General features: G+C 75.8%; 15 protein-coding genes and 1 pseudogene. 10 read left to right on the forward strand and 6 right to left on the reverse strand.

All coding sequences use genetic code 11. The features are described from left to right. Entirely contained in the window at nucleotides 1-1077 is a 1077-nt protein-coding gene (locus BJP59_RS04065; RefSeq protein ID WP_194522257.1) for a hypothetical protein, read from the forward strand. 5 nt (nucleotides 1078-1082) lie between these two features. Here the strand turns inward: BJP59_RS04065 and BJP59_RS04070 are convergent, their stop codons facing one another. Next, entirely contained in the window at nucleotides 1083-1490 is a 408-nt protein-coding gene (locus BJP59_RS04070; protein ID WP_031316645.1) for a winged helix-turn-helix transcriptional regulator, read from the reverse strand. A gap of 143 nt (nucleotides 1491-1633) precedes the next feature. On the opposite strand from BJP59_RS04070, the gene BJP59_RS04075 reads away from it, so the two are divergent. Next, complete coding sequence (locus BJP59_RS04075; protein ID WP_194522258.1) at nucleotides 1634-2512, forward strand: NAD(P)H-binding protein; 879 nt, start codon at nucleotides 1634-1636, stop codon at nucleotides 2510-2512. Nucleotides 2513-2563: 51 nt separating this feature from the next. On the opposite strand, the gene BJP59_RS04080 is transcribed toward BJP59_RS04075, so the two are convergent. Both BJP59_RS04080 and BJP59_RS04085 read right to left on the reverse strand, forming a co-directional pair. After that, the gene (locus BJP59_RS04080; RefSeq protein ID WP_034653722.1) at nucleotides 2564-2947 is read right to left on the reverse strand and encodes a universal stress protein; all 384 of its coding nucleotides are present in this window, start codon (nucleotides 2945-2947) and stop codon (nucleotides 2564-2566) included. Nucleotides 2948-2992: 45 nt separating this feature from the next. Beyond that, on the reverse strand, nucleotides 2993-3850 hold the full coding sequence (locus BJP59_RS04085; protein WP_194522259.1) for an IclR family transcriptional regulator: 858 nt from the start codon (nucleotides 3848-3850) through the stop codon (nucleotides 2993-2995). Nucleotides 3851-3920: 70 nt separating this feature from the next. Between BJP59_RS04085 and eda the strand changes: the two genes are divergently transcribed. The 6 genes from eda (at nucleotide 3921) to BJP59_RS04115 (ending at nucleotide 8587) form a co-directional block, all read left to right on the forward strand. Further along, nucleotides 3921-4580 carry a bifunctional 4-hydroxy-2-oxoglutarate aldolase/2-dehydro-3-deoxy-phosphogluconate aldolase gene (eda, locus tag BJP59_RS04090; RefSeq protein ID WP_194522260.1) on the forward strand — a complete coding sequence of 220 codons (660 nt, stop codon included), beginning with the start codon at nucleotides 3921-3923 and terminating at the stop codon, nucleotides 4578-4580. Between the two features lie 3 nt (nucleotides 4581-4583). Further along, nucleotides 4584-5705: a sugar kinase gene (locus BJP59_RS04095; protein WP_034653729.1), complete on the forward strand. Its 1122-nt coding sequence runs from the start codon at nucleotides 4584-4586 to the stop codon at nucleotides 5703-5705. An 87-nt stretch (nucleotides 5706-5792) separates the two neighbouring features. Further along, on the forward strand, nucleotides 5793-6188 hold the full coding sequence (locus tag BJP59_RS04100; protein WP_143031191.1) for a hypothetical protein: 396 nt from the start codon (nucleotides 5793-5795) through the stop codon (nucleotides 6186-6188). Nucleotides 6189-6300: 112 nt separating this feature from the next. Further along, on the forward strand, nucleotides 6301-6765 hold the full coding sequence (locus BJP59_RS04105) for a TFIIB-type zinc ribbon-containing protein (RefSeq protein ID WP_194522261.1): 465 nt from the start codon (nucleotides 6301-6303) through the stop codon (nucleotides 6763-6765). 25 nt (nucleotides 6766-6790) lie between these two features. Next, the gene (locus BJP59_RS04110; RefSeq protein ID WP_194522262.1) at nucleotides 6791-7561 is read left to right on the forward strand and encodes an SDR family NAD(P)-dependent oxidoreductase; all 771 of its coding nucleotides are present in this window, start codon (nucleotides 6791-6793) and stop codon (nucleotides 7559-7561) included. A 48-nt stretch (nucleotides 7562-7609) separates the two neighbouring features. Then, complete coding sequence (locus BJP59_RS04115; protein WP_194522263.1) at nucleotides 7610-8587, forward strand: bile acid:sodium symporter family protein; 978 nt, start codon at nucleotides 7610-7612, stop codon at nucleotides 8585-8587. A gap of 99 nt (nucleotides 8588-8686) precedes the next feature. Here the strand turns inward: BJP59_RS04115 and BJP59_RS04120 are convergent. From BJP59_RS04120 to BJP59_RS04130, 3 genes and pseudogenes are all read right to left on the reverse strand, one after another. Beyond that, nucleotides 8687-9147, reverse strand: a pseudogene (locus BJP59_RS04120) (SufE family protein). Between the two features lie 158 nt (nucleotides 9148-9305). After that, nucleotides 9306-10217: a sulfurtransferase gene (locus tag BJP59_RS04125; protein WP_021483735.1), complete on the reverse strand. Its 912-nt coding sequence runs from the start codon at nucleotides 10215-10217 to the stop codon at nucleotides 9306-9308. A 169-nt stretch (nucleotides 10218-10386) separates the two neighbouring features. After that, complete coding sequence (locus BJP59_RS04130) at nucleotides 10387-11781, reverse strand: aspartate aminotransferase family protein (RefSeq protein ID WP_194522264.1); 1395 nt, start codon at nucleotides 11779-11781, stop codon at nucleotides 10387-10389. A gap of 90 nt (nucleotides 11782-11871) precedes the next feature. Between BJP59_RS04130 and BJP59_RS04135 the strand changes: the two genes are divergently transcribed. Together BJP59_RS04135 and BJP59_RS04140 are read left to right on the forward strand one after the other, a co-directional pair. Next, nucleotides 11872-12792, forward strand: coding sequence for a LysR family transcriptional regulator (locus BJP59_RS04135; RefSeq protein WP_194522265.1), 921 nt, complete (start codon nucleotides 11872-11874; stop codon nucleotides 12790-12792). Nucleotides 12793-12860: 68 nt separating this feature from the next. Next, nucleotides 12861-14174 (forward strand): GAF domain-containing protein, encoded by a 1314-nt coding sequence (locus BJP59_RS04140; RefSeq protein WP_082774259.1) that lies wholly within the window; start codon nucleotides 12861-12863, stop codon nucleotides 14172-14174. Nucleotides 14175-14211: the final 37 nt, after the last annotated feature.

Below are 14211 nucleotides of genomic sequence, written 5' to 3' on the forward strand. Positions count from 1 at the left end.
GTGAGCGACATCCCCGGCGAGCTGGTCCGCACGCGCTGCGACGCGTGCGGGTCGCAGCTCGCGTACGCGCCGGGCACGCAGCACCTGCGCTGCGTCGCGTGCGGGGGCACGGTCGACATCGTGCACGCCGTGGGCGACGCCGTCGACGAGCACTCGTTCGACGCGTGGGCCGCGGCCCAGGGCGGCGTGCGCGCCGGTCTGCTCGACGCGCGCTCGCTCGTGTGCGACGGCTGCGGCGCGACGACGCAGGGCGCGGACCTGTCCGTCGCGTGCCGCTTCTGCGGGGGCCACCTCGTCGTCGCGGCGGAGGCCGACGGGCTCGTGCAGCCGGAGGCGGTCGTGCCGTTCGGCGTCGAGCAGGCGCAGGCGCGCGAGGCGTTCCGGCGGTGGGTGCGCTCGCGCTGGTTCGCGCCGGGCGAGCTGAAGAAGGTGGGCGACACCGAGTCGCTGCACGGCTCGTACGTGCCGCACTGGACGTTCGACGCGCGCACGTCGTCCGCGTACACGGGCCAGCGCGGCGACGCGTACTACGTCACCGTGAAGCAGGGGGACCAGGAGCGCCAGGAGCGGCGCGTGAGCTGGACGTACGTCGCGGGGCACGTCGAGCGCGACTTCGACGACGTGCTCGTGCCCGCGTCGTCCCAGGTCGCCGAGCGCGACCTCGCCCGGCTCGGGCCGTGGCCGCTCGCGCAGGCCGTGCCCTTCCGCGCCGAGTACCTCGCGGGGTTCGCGGCGGCTCGCTACGAGGTCGAGCCGCCCGTCGGGCTCGAGCGGGCGCAGCAGCAGATGGCGCCCGTGATCCGGCGGGACGTCGAGCGCGACATCGGCGGCGACGAGCAGCGGGTGGCGTCGGTCCGCACCGCGTACGCCGACGTGATGTTCAAGCTCGTGCTCCTGCCGCTGTGGGTCGCGACGTACGTCTACGCGGGCAGGCAGTGGCAGGTGATGGTCAACGCGAACACGGGACAGGTGGTCGGGCGGCGCCCCTACAGCGTCGGCAAGATCGTGCTCGCGGTCGTCGCGGGCCTGCTCGTGGTCGCCGCGCTCGTCTGGTGGTACCTGCGCTCGCAGACGTGAGCTGGTCAGTCCCGGCGCGCGTCGTACGCGCGCTGGGACGCCGACACCTCGTCGACCGCGCCCTCGAGGACGTCGATGAGCCCCGAGAGGCTGTCCGCGACGCGGCGCCCGAGGTCGGTGAGGGAGTACTCGACGTGGGGCGGGATGCTCGCCCGCACCTCGCGCACGACGATGCCGTCGCGCTCGAGGGACTGGAGGGTCTGCGCGAGCATCTTCTCGCTGACCCCGTCGATGCGGCGGCGGAGCGCGTTGAAGCGCACCGCGCCGTCGCGCAGGCCCGCGACCGTGAGCACGCCCCAGCGTCCGGTCACCGCCTCGAGCACGTGGCGCGAGGTGCAGCCGCGCTGGAAGACGTCGGCCACCATCGCGTCGGTGGGTCCGGTGTCCTCCGCGGGGCGGGCGTCGGTCGTCATCGCCCCAGGATACGGCGCGTTCGCGCGGAGAGTGCTGTGAGATAGAACGCACGCTCTACTGGTTTGCACTTACGAAAAGTAAGCGCATGCTGGTGGTCGTGCGGCCGACCGGCCGCGCACCCCGCACTCGAAGGAGCCCGCGCATGTCCATCGCCGTCACCGGAGCCAGCGGCCACCTCGGCCGCCTCGTCGTCGAGTCCCTCCTCGCCCGCGGGGCCGACGCGTCCCAGGTCGTCGCGCTCGCGCGCACGACCGCCAAGGTCGCGGACCTCGCCGACCGCGGCGTCGAGGTCCGCGAGGCCGACTACGCACGGCCCGAGACGCTCGGCCCGGCGCTCGCCGGGGTGGACGTCCTCGTGCTCGTCTCCGGTTCCGAGGTGGGGCAGCGCGTCGAGCAGCACCGCAACGTCGTCGACGCCGCGCGGGCCGCCGGGGTCGCGCGCGTCGTCTACACGAGCGCCCCGCACGCGACGACGTCCGCGCTCGTGCTCGCGCCCGAGCACAAGGCGACCGAGGAGCTCCTCGCCGCCTCGGGCCTCGCCACGACGGTGCTGCGCAACAACTGGTACACCGAGAACTACGTCGGCGACGTGCTCGGCGCGCGTGAGTCCGGCGAGATCGTCGCGAGCGTGGGCGACGGCCGCGTCGCGAGCGCGAGCCGCGCGGACTTCGCCGAGGCGGCGGCCGTCGTCGCGCTCGCCGCGCACGAGGACGCGTCCGCGCACGCGGGCGCCGTGTACGAGCTGAGCGGCGACGTCGCGTGGACGTACGACGACCTGGCCGCCGCGGCGGCCGAGGTGCTCGGGCGCGCCGTCGTCTACCGGCGCGTGTCGCCCGACGAGCACCGTGCGCTCCTGCTCGGCGCCGGCCTGGACGAGGGGACGGCGGGGTTCGTCGTCGCGCTGGACGGCAACATCCGCGACGGCCTCCTCGCCGAGGTCACCGAGGACCTGCGCCGGCTCCTGGGCCGCCCGACGACGCCGCTCGTCGACGGGCTGCGGGCCGCCGTCGCGCAGGGCTGAGCCGGGTGGCGCGGCCGTCCGGGCGACCGGGCGGCCGCGCGACGGCGTCCGTCAGTGGGACGCCTTGACGACGAGCACGGGGACGGGCGAGTCCAGCAGGACGCGCTGCGTGGTGCTGCCGAGCAGGAACTTGCCGACAGGCGAGCGCTTGCGCGCCCCCACGACGACGAGGTCGGGGGTCGTGCGCTCGGCCTCGTCGATGATCGCCTCGGCCGGGTCGCGGTGCTCGGGGCGGTACGACACCTCGGGGCGCGCGACCTGGGCGGGGAGCGTGTCGAGCAGGTGCGCGAGGCTGGCGGGCACGCCCGCGTCGGCGTCCTGCGGCGTGAGCACGAGGACCGCGAGCGCGGTCGAGCGGTGGACCGCCTCGGCGACGGCCGCCCGGAATGCGGTCTCGCCCTGCGGGGAGTCGTTGTACGCCACGAGGACGGTCATCGCGCGGGCCCTTCCGTCATTCCGTCGTGCTGCGGTTGAACTCTCTCACAGCGCGGCGTCCGTCGCCGGTCGGCGGGTCGCCCCGTCGCCGGCCCCGCGGAGCGCGGCCTCGGGCACCGCCAGGGTCGGGGGCAGCAGGGGCGGCACGACCTCCCGCAGGACCGCCTCGATCTCCCGCCGTCGTCGCGGGCCGAGCCGCTCGGCGGGCGCCGTGACGCTCACGGCGGCGACCGGCTGCCCGGCGCGCAGGACCGGGACGGCGACGCAGCTGATGCCCGGCTCGTTCTCCTCCGTCTCCGTGGCGAACCCCGTCGCGCGCGTGGCCTCGCACGTCGCGCGCAGCGCGGCGGGCGTGACGGGGTGGTCCTCGGGCGCAGCGGCGGCGTACCAGGCGAGCGCGCCGTCGTCGAGGGTCCGCTGGGAGAGCAGCGCGCGCCCGAGCGCGGTGGTCGCCGCCGGGCGGCGCCGCCCGACGGCCGACCAGACGCGGACGGCGCGCGCAGGCTCGACCTTGTCGAGGTAGACGATCTCGGTCCCGGCGAGGGTGCCGAGGTGCACGAGCTCGTCGGTCGCGCGGCACACCGCGACGAGCACCGGGTGCAGGAGCGCGGGGAGGTTCTCCTCGCCGAGGTAGACCGTCGCGAGCGCCGTCGCCGCGGGGCCGAGGCGGTAGTCGCCGGTCGTGGCGTCCTGCTCGGCGTACCCGCGGAACCGCAGGGCCGCGAGCGTGCGGTGCAGCGACGCCTTGTGCAGCCCGAGCGAGCGCGCGAGGTCCCCGAGCGCGACGCCGTCGGGGCCGGCCGCGGCGAGCGCCTCGAGCGCGACGAGGGCCTTGTCGACGCTGCCGAGCGGGCTCTCGGCCGACCCCGGGGTGCCCGACGGCGCACGGCCGGCTTCCGCCATGGTGACTCCTTCGCCTAGAGTGCGTTCCGTAGTGAACAACACGTGTTCACCATAGCGAAACGGAGCCTGGATGTCACCCCTGGGACCCCTGGAGGGGATCGCCCGTGCCCGCGTCGTACCGGTCGTCGTGGTCGACGACGCGGCGCAGGGCGTCCTCGTCGCGAGCGCGCTGCGCGACGGGGGCCTGCCCGTCGCCGAGGTCACGTTCCGGACCGCCGGGGCGCGCGCGGCGATCGAGGCGGTCGCGCGCGAGGTGCCCGACGTGCTGGTCGGGGCGGGCACCGTCGTCACGGCCGCCCAGGTCGACGAGGCCGTCGACGCCGGGGCGCGGTTCCTCGTCTCGCCCGGCCTCTCCGCCGGGGTCGTGCGTCGCGCCCAGGAGCTCGGCGTGCCCGTCGTCCCCGGCGTCGCGACGCCGTCGGACGTCATCGCCGCGCTCGACCTCGGCCTCGACGTCGTCAAGCTGTTCCCCGCGAACGTCGTCGGCGGGCCGGCCGCGGTCAAGGCGTTCTCCGCGCCGTTCCCCGGCCTGCGGTTCGTGCCGACCGGCGGCGTGAGCGCCGCCAACCTGCTCGACTACCTCGCCCTGCCCGCCGTGCTCGCCGCCGGCGGCTCCTGGATGGTCGACGCCGCGCTCGTGCGCGCGGGCGACACCGCCGAGATCACGCGCCGCACGCGCGAGGCCGTCGCACTCGCCGCGACCGCCCCCCACCCCGCCGAAGGAGCCTGACCCATGACCGACACGACCACCGCCCGCGCCCCGCTCGCCGTCCGCCCCGCGGCCGACTGCGCCTACGACGTCGTCGCGCTCGGCGAGGTCATGCTGCGCCTCGACCCGGGGGAGCGCCGCATCAAGACGGCCCGCCGCTTCGACGTGTGGGAGGGCGGCGGCGAGTACAACGTCGCGCGCGGCCTGCGCCGCGCGTTCGGCCTGCGCGGCGCGATCGTCACCGCGCTCGCGGACAACGAGGTCGGGCGCCTCGTCGAGGACCTCATGCTGACGGGCGGCCTCGACACGCGCTGGGTCCGGTGGCGCGAGGACGACGGCATCGGCCGCACGGTGCGCAACGGGCTCAACTTTACCGAGCGCGGCTTCGGGGTGCGCGGCGCGGTCGGCGTCTCCGACCGCGGCAACACCGCGATCGCCCAGCTCCGGCCCGACGACGTCGACTGGGACGCCGTGTTCGGCAGCGGCGTCCGGTGGTTCCACACCGGGGGCATCTTCGCCGCGCTGTCGGAGTCGTCCGCCGACGTCGCGGAGGCGGCCATGGCCGCCGCCCGCCGTCACGGCACGGTCGTCTCCTACGACCTCAACTACCGCCCCTCGCTGTGGAAGGGCATCGGCGGCGTCGAGCGCGCGCAGGAGGTGAACCGCCGCCTGGCGCGGTACGTCGACGTGATGATCGGCAACGAGGAGGACTTCACCGCGTCGCTCGGGTTCGAGGTCGAGGGCGTCGACGAGAACCTCACCGACCTCGACACGTCCGCGTTCCGCGCGATGATCACGCGCGCGGCCGAGGAGTACCCGAACTTCCAGGTCGTCGCGACGACGCTGCGCGGGGTGCGGACCGCGACGGTCAACGACTGGGGCGCGATCGCGTGGTCGCGCGTGCAGGGCTTCGCGGAGGCGACGCACCGCCCCGGCCTGGAGATCCTCGACCGCGTGGGCGGCGGCGACTCGTTCGCGTCGGGCCTCGCGTACGGGCTCATGGAGCTCGGCTCGATCCAGGAGGCCGTCGAGTACGGCGCGGCGCACGGGGCGCTCGCGATGACGACCCCCGGCGACACATCGACGGCGTCCCTCGCCGAGGTCCGCAAGCTCGCGTCGGGCGGCAGCGCGCGCGTGCAGCGCTGACCCGTCGACCTCCCGTCTCCCGCCGTGCCGGGCCGCACGTCCAGGGTTAGTGTGGGCGCGCTGTCGGCGGGAGGCGGGAGGTACGGCGTGGCTGGTGGGGCCTTCGTGCCCGGGCTGCCCCGCCGCGGCGCCGAGGAACCGCCGGACCTGGGTCGAGCCCTGGAGCACGCGCGCATCCTCCGCGCGGCGGGAGACCCGGCCGGTGCCGCCCAGGTCCTGGACCGGGCCTTCGCCGCCGAGGGCGTGCGGACCCGCACCGTCGCCGAGCGCGTCCGGTTCCGCGCCCTGGTGCTCCGTGCCGACCTCGCGCTGGCCCTGCACGACGACGCGGCCGCCGCACGGTTCCTCGAGGGCGTGGAGTGGTTCCGCGCCGGGGCCGACTTCCTCCCGCGCGTGGCCGACGCGCTCGCCGCCCTCGACGACGAGGTGCACCTCGCCGACGAGCTGCGCGACCGCCTCGCGAGCGAGCGCCGCACGGGCTGAGCCGCACCGGCAGCCTGCCCGGCCGGGAACCGCTCGCGCCGGAGCCGCGTTGGACTGCGCAGTACCGGTGCGGGCGCCGACCGCGCCCGGCCCATCTCGCGAGGAGGCAGACATGCTGTGCCCCACCGACCAGACCGTGCTCGTCATGACCGAGCGCAAGGGCGTGGAGATCGACTACTGCCCCACGTGCCGCGGCGTGTGGCTCGACCGCGGCGAGCTGGACAAGATCATCGACCGCTCGGTGGAGGGCGAGATCGCCGCCGAGGCCGCGGGTCCGGCCGCCGCCGCGCCGCCCGCCCCTGCCGCGCCCGCCCCGACGTCGTACCCGCCGGCCGCCGCCGTGGACTACGGCAGCCCCGCCCCGCGCTCCGGGGAGCGGTACGGCGACCGCCGCGAGGACGACCGCGACCGCTACCGCGACGACCGGTACCGCGACGACCGGTACGACGAGCGCTCCCGCGACGACCGGTACCGCGACGACCGGGACCGCCGGTACGACGGCCGCGACGGCTACGACCCCCGCTACCGCAAGCGCAAGAAGAAGGAGTCGTGGCTCGAGGACCTCTTCGACTTCTGACGCGCCCCGTGGTCGACTGTCCCGCGTGACCGTCCTCGACTCGTTCTCGCTCGTCGGCCGCACGGCCCTGCTCACCGGCGGCAGCCGCGGCATCGGGCGCGCCGTCGCCCGCGCGCTCGGCGAGGCGGGGGCCCGCGTCGCGGTCACGGCGACCACCCCGGCGGCGGCCGACGAGGCCGCCGCCGCGCTCCGGGAGGCCGGCACCGACGCCCGCGGCTACGTGCTCGACGTCACCGACCGCTTGCAGGTGGACGACGTCGTCGTGCGCGCCGCCGCCGACCTCGGCACGGTCGACCTGCTCGTCAACAACGCGGGCGTGTCGATCGGCGGCGCGGCCCTCGAGATCGGCGACGACGTCTGGCACCGCACGCTCGCCACCAACCTCGACGGCGTCTGGTACTGCTCGCGCGCCGTCGCCCGGGAGCTCGTCGCGCAGGGCCGGCCGGGGACGATCGTCAACGTCGGCTCGATGTCCGCGTCGATCGTCAACCGGCCCCGCTGGCAGCCCGCGTACCTCGCGTCCAAGGCGGCGGTGCACCAGCTCACCAAGGGCCTCGCCGCCGAGTGGGCGCCGCACGGCATCCGCGTGAACGCGGTGGCGCCCGGGTACGTGCGCACCGAGGCGTCGCCGGTGGACCGGCCGGAGTACCACGACGACTGCGTCGCGCCCGCCGCGATGCAGCGCTGGGCGGAGCCGGAGGAGATCGGGCCGCCCGTCGTCTTCCTCGCGAGCGCGGCGTCGAGCTTCATGACCGGCGCCGTCGTCACGGTCGACGGCGGCTACACGCTGTTCTGACCGGCCGGGTGCCGTCCCGGGTCGTGCGCCGGGCTAGGCTCGGTCCCCGTGCGCGCAGTCCCGAGCAGGTGGGTCGACCCCTTCGTCGTGACGCTGCTCGTGGTGCTCGTGCTCGGGCTCGTCGTGCCCGTGGGGCCGGGCGCGCAGCGCGTGGTCGACGCCGCCGCGGACGTCGCGGTCACCGTCCTCTTCCTCGTCTACGGCATGCGCCTGTCCACGCGAGAGGTCTGGGCCGGGCTGCGCAACTGGCGCCTGCAGGGCGGGATCCTCGCCGCGACGTACGTCGTCTTCCCGGTGCTCGGGCTCGTCACGGCATGGGCGATCGAGCCGCTCGTCGGGGCGCCGCTCGCCGCCGGCATGCTCTACCTCTCCCTGCTCCCGTCGACCGTGCAGTCGTCCGTGGCGTTCACGTCCGTCGCGCGCGGCAACGTCGCCGGGGCGATCTGCGGCGCGACGGTGTCGAACGTCGCGGGCATGGTGATCACCCCGCTGCTCGTGCTGTGGCTCATGACGGGGACCGGCGGGGGAGCCGACGGCCCCACGGGCGGGCTCGGCGGCCTGCGCACGGTGCTGCTCCAGCTGCTGCTGCCGTTCGTCGTCGGGCAGCTCCTCCAGCCCTGGGCGGGGGACTGGGTCCGGGCGCGGCGCTGGCTCACGCTCGGCGTCGACCGCGGCACGATCCTCGTCGTGGTGTTCGGCGCGGTCGCGGCGGCGTCCTCGGCGGGCGTGTGGTCCAGCGTGTCCGGGTGGTCGATCGTCGCGCTGCTCGTGGTCAGCGCGATCGTGCTCGCCGTGATGCTCGCGGCCACGTGGTGGGGCGGCGCGGCGCTGGGGCTCTCGACCGAGGACCGGGTCGCGCTGCTCATGTGCGGGTCGAAGAAGTCGCTCGCGACGGGCCTGCCCATGGCGAGCGTGCTGTTCCCCGTCGCGGTCGCCGGCGTCGTGGCGGTGCCGGTCATCGTCTTCCACCAGCTCCAGCTCGTCGTCTGCGCCGTCCTGGCGCGCCGCCTGGCCCTCCGAGACTGACGCGCCCGAACCGACTGACGCCGACCATGCGGAGGTGTCCCGTCGTGGCGGCCGGGCGGGCGACGACCGCATGCTCGGCGGGTCCGGGTGGGACTTCCGTCAGCCGCGGGCCGCTACCTGCTCGCGGACCTGGCGCTTGGCGCGCGTGAGCATGCCGTTCATGCCGCCGATGCGCAGCGGGCTCACCGCGCGCGTCAGGCCGATCGACATCGGGAAGTCGTCGGGCACGTCGAGCACCTCCTGCACCGTCAGGCCCGAGAGGCCCTGCGCGAGGATCGACGCGAAGCCGCGCGTCGTGGGGGCCTCGGCCGGGGCGGTCGCGTAGAAGTGCACGACGCCCGCGTCGTCGACCTCCGCGAAGGCCCGCACCGGCGACTGGCACTCCTCGATCCGCTCCAGCAGACCGGGCGCGCTCGCGTAGCGCTCGGGAGGTCGGGCAGCTCGTTCGCGAACTCGAGCAGCAGCTGGAGGCGCTCGCGCTCCGGCATCGCGAGGAAGTCCTCGCGGATCTCCGCGAGCGTCGCGGGCAGGTCGGGCGAAGCGTCGGAGGGGGAGCTCATGGGGGCGATCCTCGCATCGGGGCCGGGGCGGCGGGACGGCAGTCCCACCGTGCGGAACGCTCCGCGGACGCGTCGTATGCCCGCGGCACGCCGACGGCGCGCGGTCCGTCGGGAGGACGGGCCGCGCGCCGTCGGGGCACGCTCGCGCGGGACGCGGGTCAGTTGAGCGACGCCGGGGCCTCGCCGGGCTCCTCGCCCTTGACGATCGGCACGCGCACGGCGTTGCCCCACTCGGTCCACGAGCCGTCGTAGTTGCGGACCTTGTCGAAGCCGAGCAGGTACGTGAGCGCGAACCACGTGTGGCTCGACCGCTCGCCGATGCGGCAGTACGTGACGACCTCGTCGTCCGTCGCGAGGCCGAGGCCGCCCTCCTGGTAGATCGCCTCGAGCTGCTCGCGCGACTTGTAGGTGCCGTCCTCCGCGACCGCCGTCGCCCACGGCACGTTGCGCGCCGTCGGGATGTGGCCGCCGCGCAGCACGCCCTCCTCCGGGTAGTCCGGGATGTGCAGGCGCTCACCCGTGTACTCCTGCGGGGAGCGGATGTCGACGAGCGGCCCGTTGCCGATGTGGGCGAGGACGTCCTCCTTGAACGCGCGGATCGTCACGTCGTCGCGCTCGACGACCGGGTACTCGACCGCGACCGGCTCGGGGACGTCCGTCGTGACCTCGCGGCCCTCGGCGATCCACTTGCCGCGGCCGCCGTCGAGCAGGCGCACGTCCTCGTGGCCGAACAGGGTGAAGACCCACGCCGCGTAGGCCGCCCACCAGTTGTTCTTGTCGCCGTAGACGACGATCGTCGTGTCGCGCGCGATGCCCTTGCTGCCGAGGAGCTGGGCGAAGCCCTTGCCGTCGATGTAGTCGCGCGTGTCCGGGTCGTTGAGGTCGGTGTGCCAGTCGATCTTCACCGCGCCGGGGATGTGCCCGGTCTCGTAGAGCAGCACGTCCTCGTCGGACTCGACGACGACGACGCCCGGCTCGCCCAGGTGCTCGGCGAGCCAGTCGGTGCTCACGAGGCGGTCGGGGTGGGCGTACTGCGTGATCTTCTCGCTGGTGTCGAGCGGTGCGGGCATGGTGTCCTCCGGGCGCGTGGTGGGCGTTCGCTCGTCAGGCTAGGTCGGCCGTCCGCATCACGGAAGGCGGACGACGCATGCTGAGACGGTGTAAACGCACGCTGCGGACGGTGGGGGTGGGCGCCGTCGGTGTGCGCCCGGGGGACGTCCCGTCCGGGTGCCCGGCCGGTCAGCCCAGGAGCTCGCGCGTCGCGTCGCCGAGGGCCTGGTCGAGCAGCTCGAGGCCGAGGTCGAGCTCGTCCTCGCTCACCGTCAGCGGCGGCGCGATGCGGAACACGCCGCCCATGCCGCGGAGCTGCACGACGTTCATGTGGAGCCCGAGCTCGAGCGCCCGCCGGGTGACGAGCGCGCCGAGCGCGTCGGCGCCCTCCTTCGTCTCGCGGTCGAGCACGAGCTCGATGCCCTGGAGCAGCCCGCGCCCGCGGACGTCGCCAATCGTCGCGTGGCGGTCCTGGAGGTCGAGCAGCCCGGCGCGCAGGCGGTCGCCGAGCACCCGGACGCGGGCATCCATCCGCTCGGCCTGGAGCACGTCGAGCACGGTGGTGCCGACCGCCGCGACGAGCGGGTCCGAGACGTGCGTCGTGAAGAAGAGGAAGCCGCGCTCGTGCGCGCGGGCCTCGATCTCGGCGCTCGTGACGACCGCGGCGAGCGGGAGCCCGGCACCGAGGGTCTTGGAGAGGGTGAGGATGTCCGGCACCACGGGCTCCTCGCCGTCGCGCCCTTCGAACGCGTACCAGGAACCCGTGCGGCACAGCGCCGTCTGCGCCTCGTCGAGGATCAGGAGCATCCCGCGCTCGTGGCACTTGTCGCGCAGCGCCGCGAGGTAGCCCGGTGGGAGCTCGACGATCCCGCCCGAGCTGAGGATCGGCTCGACGAGGCATGCCGCGAGGCTGCCGGTCGACTGCACGTCGACGAGGTCGAACGCGAGGTCGAGCTGGCGGCGCCAGTCGTGCGTGCCGTCGGGCGCGACGTGGTCGGGCCGGTACGCGTTGGGCACGGGGATGACGAGGTTGCCGGGCGCCGTCGGGCCGTAGCCGCGGCGGCCCGCGCTGTACGTCGCGGCGGCCGCGGCGTGCGTCATGCCGTGCCACGACCCGGCGAGCGAGACGACCTCGTGCCGCCCCGTGACGAGCTTCGCCATCCGGATCGCGGCCTCGTTCGACTCGGCCCCGGTCGTGAGCAGGAGCACCTTCTCGAGCGGGTCGGGCAGCGTGTCCGCGAGCCGGCGCGCGAGGTCGACGACCGGGCGCGACAGCATCCCGGAGAACAGGTGGTCGAGCGTCCCGACCTGGCGGCGCACCGTCTCGACGATCGCCGGGTGGCTGTGCCCGAGGATCGCGCTCATCTGACCGGACGTGAAGTCGAGGACGCGGCGCCCGTCCGCCGTCGTGACGAAGCTGCCCGCCGCGCTCTCGACGATCTCCGGCGTGAACGGCCCGCCGTACCGCACGAGGTGACGGTCGGCGTCGGCCCAGAACCGCGCGGCGTCGTCCGCGGCGGCCCGGCCCCCACCGGGGGACGGGGCGGACGGCGGGGCGGGCGCGGGGGAGGGCGGGAACGTCATCCTCGGAGCGTAGGGATGCGCGGCTGTGCGCGTACAGCGCGAGTCTGCGTACAGTCTGTGCGGAGAACCTGCACAGAAAGGAGTGCGCACGTGCTCAACGCGGGACGCCTGCAGATCCTCGCGCGGCTCGAGAGCCTCGGGACCGTGCGCGCCGTCGGGGCCTCGCTCCACCTGAGCCCGTCCGCCGTCTCCGCGCAGCTCGCCGCGCTCGAGGCCGAGACCGGCGCGCGCCTCCTGGAGCGCACGGGCCGACGTGTCCGCCTCACGCCCGCCGGCCGCACGCTCGCCCGGCACGCGCGCGTCATCCTCGACCAGATGGCGCTCGCCGAGGCCGAGCTCGCCCATCCCGACGGCGAGCCGGCCGGCGCCGTGCGCGTCGCCGCGTTCTCGAGCGCGGTGCGCTCTCTCGTCATCCCGCTCGCGGCGCGGCTCGCCGTCGAGCACCCGCGCGTCGAGGTGGAGGTCGACGAGCTCGACCCGCGCGAGAGCGGGCCCGCGCTCCGGCGTGGGGACGTCGACGTCGCGGTGACCGCTGACCTGCTCGACGGCGCGCTGCTCGCCGGGCCCGACGTCGCGACCGTCCCGCTGCTCGAGGACCCGGTCGTGCTCGTCACGGCGCGCGGCGACCAGGCCCCCGGCGAACCGGCCGACCTCGCGCGCCTCGCCGACGCGCCGTGGGCGGCCGACCTCCCCGGGCGCTACCTGTCCACGCTCGTCGAGAGCGCGTGCCGCGAGGCCGGCTTCGAGCCGCGCCTCGTCGCCCGGCTGCCCAGCTACGAGCTGCTGCTCGCGCACGTCGAGGCCGGGCTGTCCGTCGCGCTGCTGCCGGGCCTCGCCGTCGACCCGCGGTACGCCGTCGACGCCCGCCCGCTCCGCGCGCCCCGGACCCGCCCGGTGTACGCGGCCGTGCGCCGCGGGGCCGCGCCGACCGCCGCGACCACCGTCGTGCTCGGCGCCCTGCGCCGCGTCGCGCGCGAGGTCGCCGGTCCCGCCGCGCCCGGCACCGGCTGACGCCCGCTCGCGCCGGACCCCGCGCGACCTACACTGGCCCCAGCACCGCACGACGACGTGGAGGTCCCGTGCCGCGCACTCCCGCACCGCCGCCCCGCTCCGAGGAGCACCCGCGCCGCCCCGACGCGCGCCGCGACCCGCGCTCCGTCCGCGCCGCGTACCGCTCGTTCCTCGACCACGGCGTCCTCCCGCGCGGCGTCCACCCGCTCGTCGCCGACTCGTGGCGCCGGTCCGTGCACAGCGGCGTCGACCCGGAGGCGCCCCGCACCGACTCGGGCCTCGCCCACGACGACCTCGTCGCCTATCGCGAGGCGCACCCGCTCGCGGGCGTCATGCCGGTCGTGCGCGAGCTCGTGGTCGACGCCGCCGCCGACGACGGCCTCGTCGTCGCCGTGTCCGACGACGCGGGCCGCCTCCTGTGGGTCGAGGGCGACCGGGCGCTGCGCGACGCCGTCGACCGCGTCGGGTTCGTCGAGGGGTCGGTCTGGCGCGAGGAACGGGTCGGGACGAACGCGCCCGGCACCGCGCTCGCGACGCGCAGCCCCGTCCAGGTCCTCGGCGCCGAGCACTTCTCCCGCCCCGTGCAGGCGTTCAGCTGCACGGCCGTGCCCGTCCACGACCCCGCGAGCGGGCGCGTCCTCGGGGTCCTCGACGTCACCGGGCGCCAGTCCGCCGCGTCGGGCGTCGTGCTCTCGCTCGTGCGCGCGACCGTGCTGAGCCTCGAGCGCGAGCTCGCCCAGCGCGCCGCGGCGACGGGGCCTGACGACGGCCCGGGCCGGCTCCCGGGACCGCCCCGCGACGGCGCGCCCGAGCTGCTCGTGCTCGGGACGGCGCCCGTGCTGCGCTCGCCGGACGGCCTCGACCACCGCCTCTCGCTGCGCCACGCCGAGATCCTCGTGCTCCTCGCGACGCACCCCCGCGGGCTGTCCGCCGACGAGCTCGCCGTCCTGCTGCACCCGGGCGAGCTCTCCGACGTGACCGTCCGCGCGGAGGTGTCGCGCCTGCGGCGCGTCGCGGGCGCGCTCCTCGCGGGGTCGCGCCCGTACCGCCTCGCACGACCCCTGCGGACCGACGCCGACGTCGTGCGGGACCACCTCGCGGTGGGCGACGTCCGCGGCGCCGTCGCCGCCTACCGCGCGCCACTCCTGCCGCGCTCGGGCGCGCCCGCCGTCGAGCACCTGCGCGCCGAGCTCGCGGCCGAGCTGCGCACCGCCGTCGTGGCCGCGGGCGGCGCCGACGTGCTCGACGCGTGGACGCGCACCGACGACGGCGCCGAGGACCACGCCGCGTGGACGCGGCTGCAGCGCGTCGCGGACCACGGCAGCCCGCTGTGGCTGCGCGCCCGCGCCCACCTCGACCTGCTCGACGACGAGCTCGCGTGAGCTCGGGTGGGAGCCGCCCGCTGCAACGGTCCTGCAA

It is taken from the genome of Cellulosimicrobium sp. JZ28, from assembly GCF_015327065.1.
In the GTDB taxonomy this organism is placed as follows: Bacteria; Actinomycetota; Actinomycetes; order Actinomycetales; family Cellulomonadaceae; genus Cellulosimicrobium; species Cellulosimicrobium funkei.

Bases quoted from the DNA above. Each gene is read 5' to 3' on its own strand.
- BJP59_RS04125 (WP_021483735.1), bottom strand. From the start codon at position 10,217: ATGCCCGCACCGCTCGACACCAGCGAGAAGATCACGCAGTACGCCCAC.
- BJP59_RS04070 (WP_031316645.1), bottom strand. From the start codon at position 1,490: ATGACGACCGACGCCCGCCCCGCGGAGGACACCGGACCCACCGACGCG.
- BJP59_RS04095 (WP_034653729.1), top strand. From the start codon at position 4,584: ATGACCGACACGACCACCGCCCGCGCCCCGCTCGCCGTCCGCCCCGCG.
- eda (WP_194522260.1), top strand. From the start codon at position 3,921: ATGTCACCCCTGGGACCCCTGGAGGGGATCGCCCGTGCCCGCGTCGTA.
- BJP59_RS04075 (WP_194522258.1), top strand. From the start codon at position 1,634: ATGTCCATCGCCGTCACCGGAGCCAGCGGCCACCTCGGCCGCCTCGTC.
- BJP59_RS04105 (WP_194522261.1), top strand. From the start codon at position 6,301: ATGCTGTGCCCCACCGACCAGACCGTGCTCGTCATGACCGAGCGCAAG.
- BJP59_RS04130 (WP_194522264.1), bottom strand. From the start codon at position 11,781: ATGACGTTCCCGCCCTCCCCCGCGCCCGCCCCGCCGTCCGCCCCGTCC.
- BJP59_RS04085 (WP_194522259.1), bottom strand. From the start codon at position 3,850: ATGGCGGAAGCCGGCCGTGCGCCGTCGGGCACCCCGGGGTCGGCCGAG.
- BJP59_RS04080 (WP_034653722.1), bottom strand. From the start codon at position 2,947: ATGACCGTCCTCGTGGCGTACAACGACTCCCCGCAGGGCGAGACCGCA.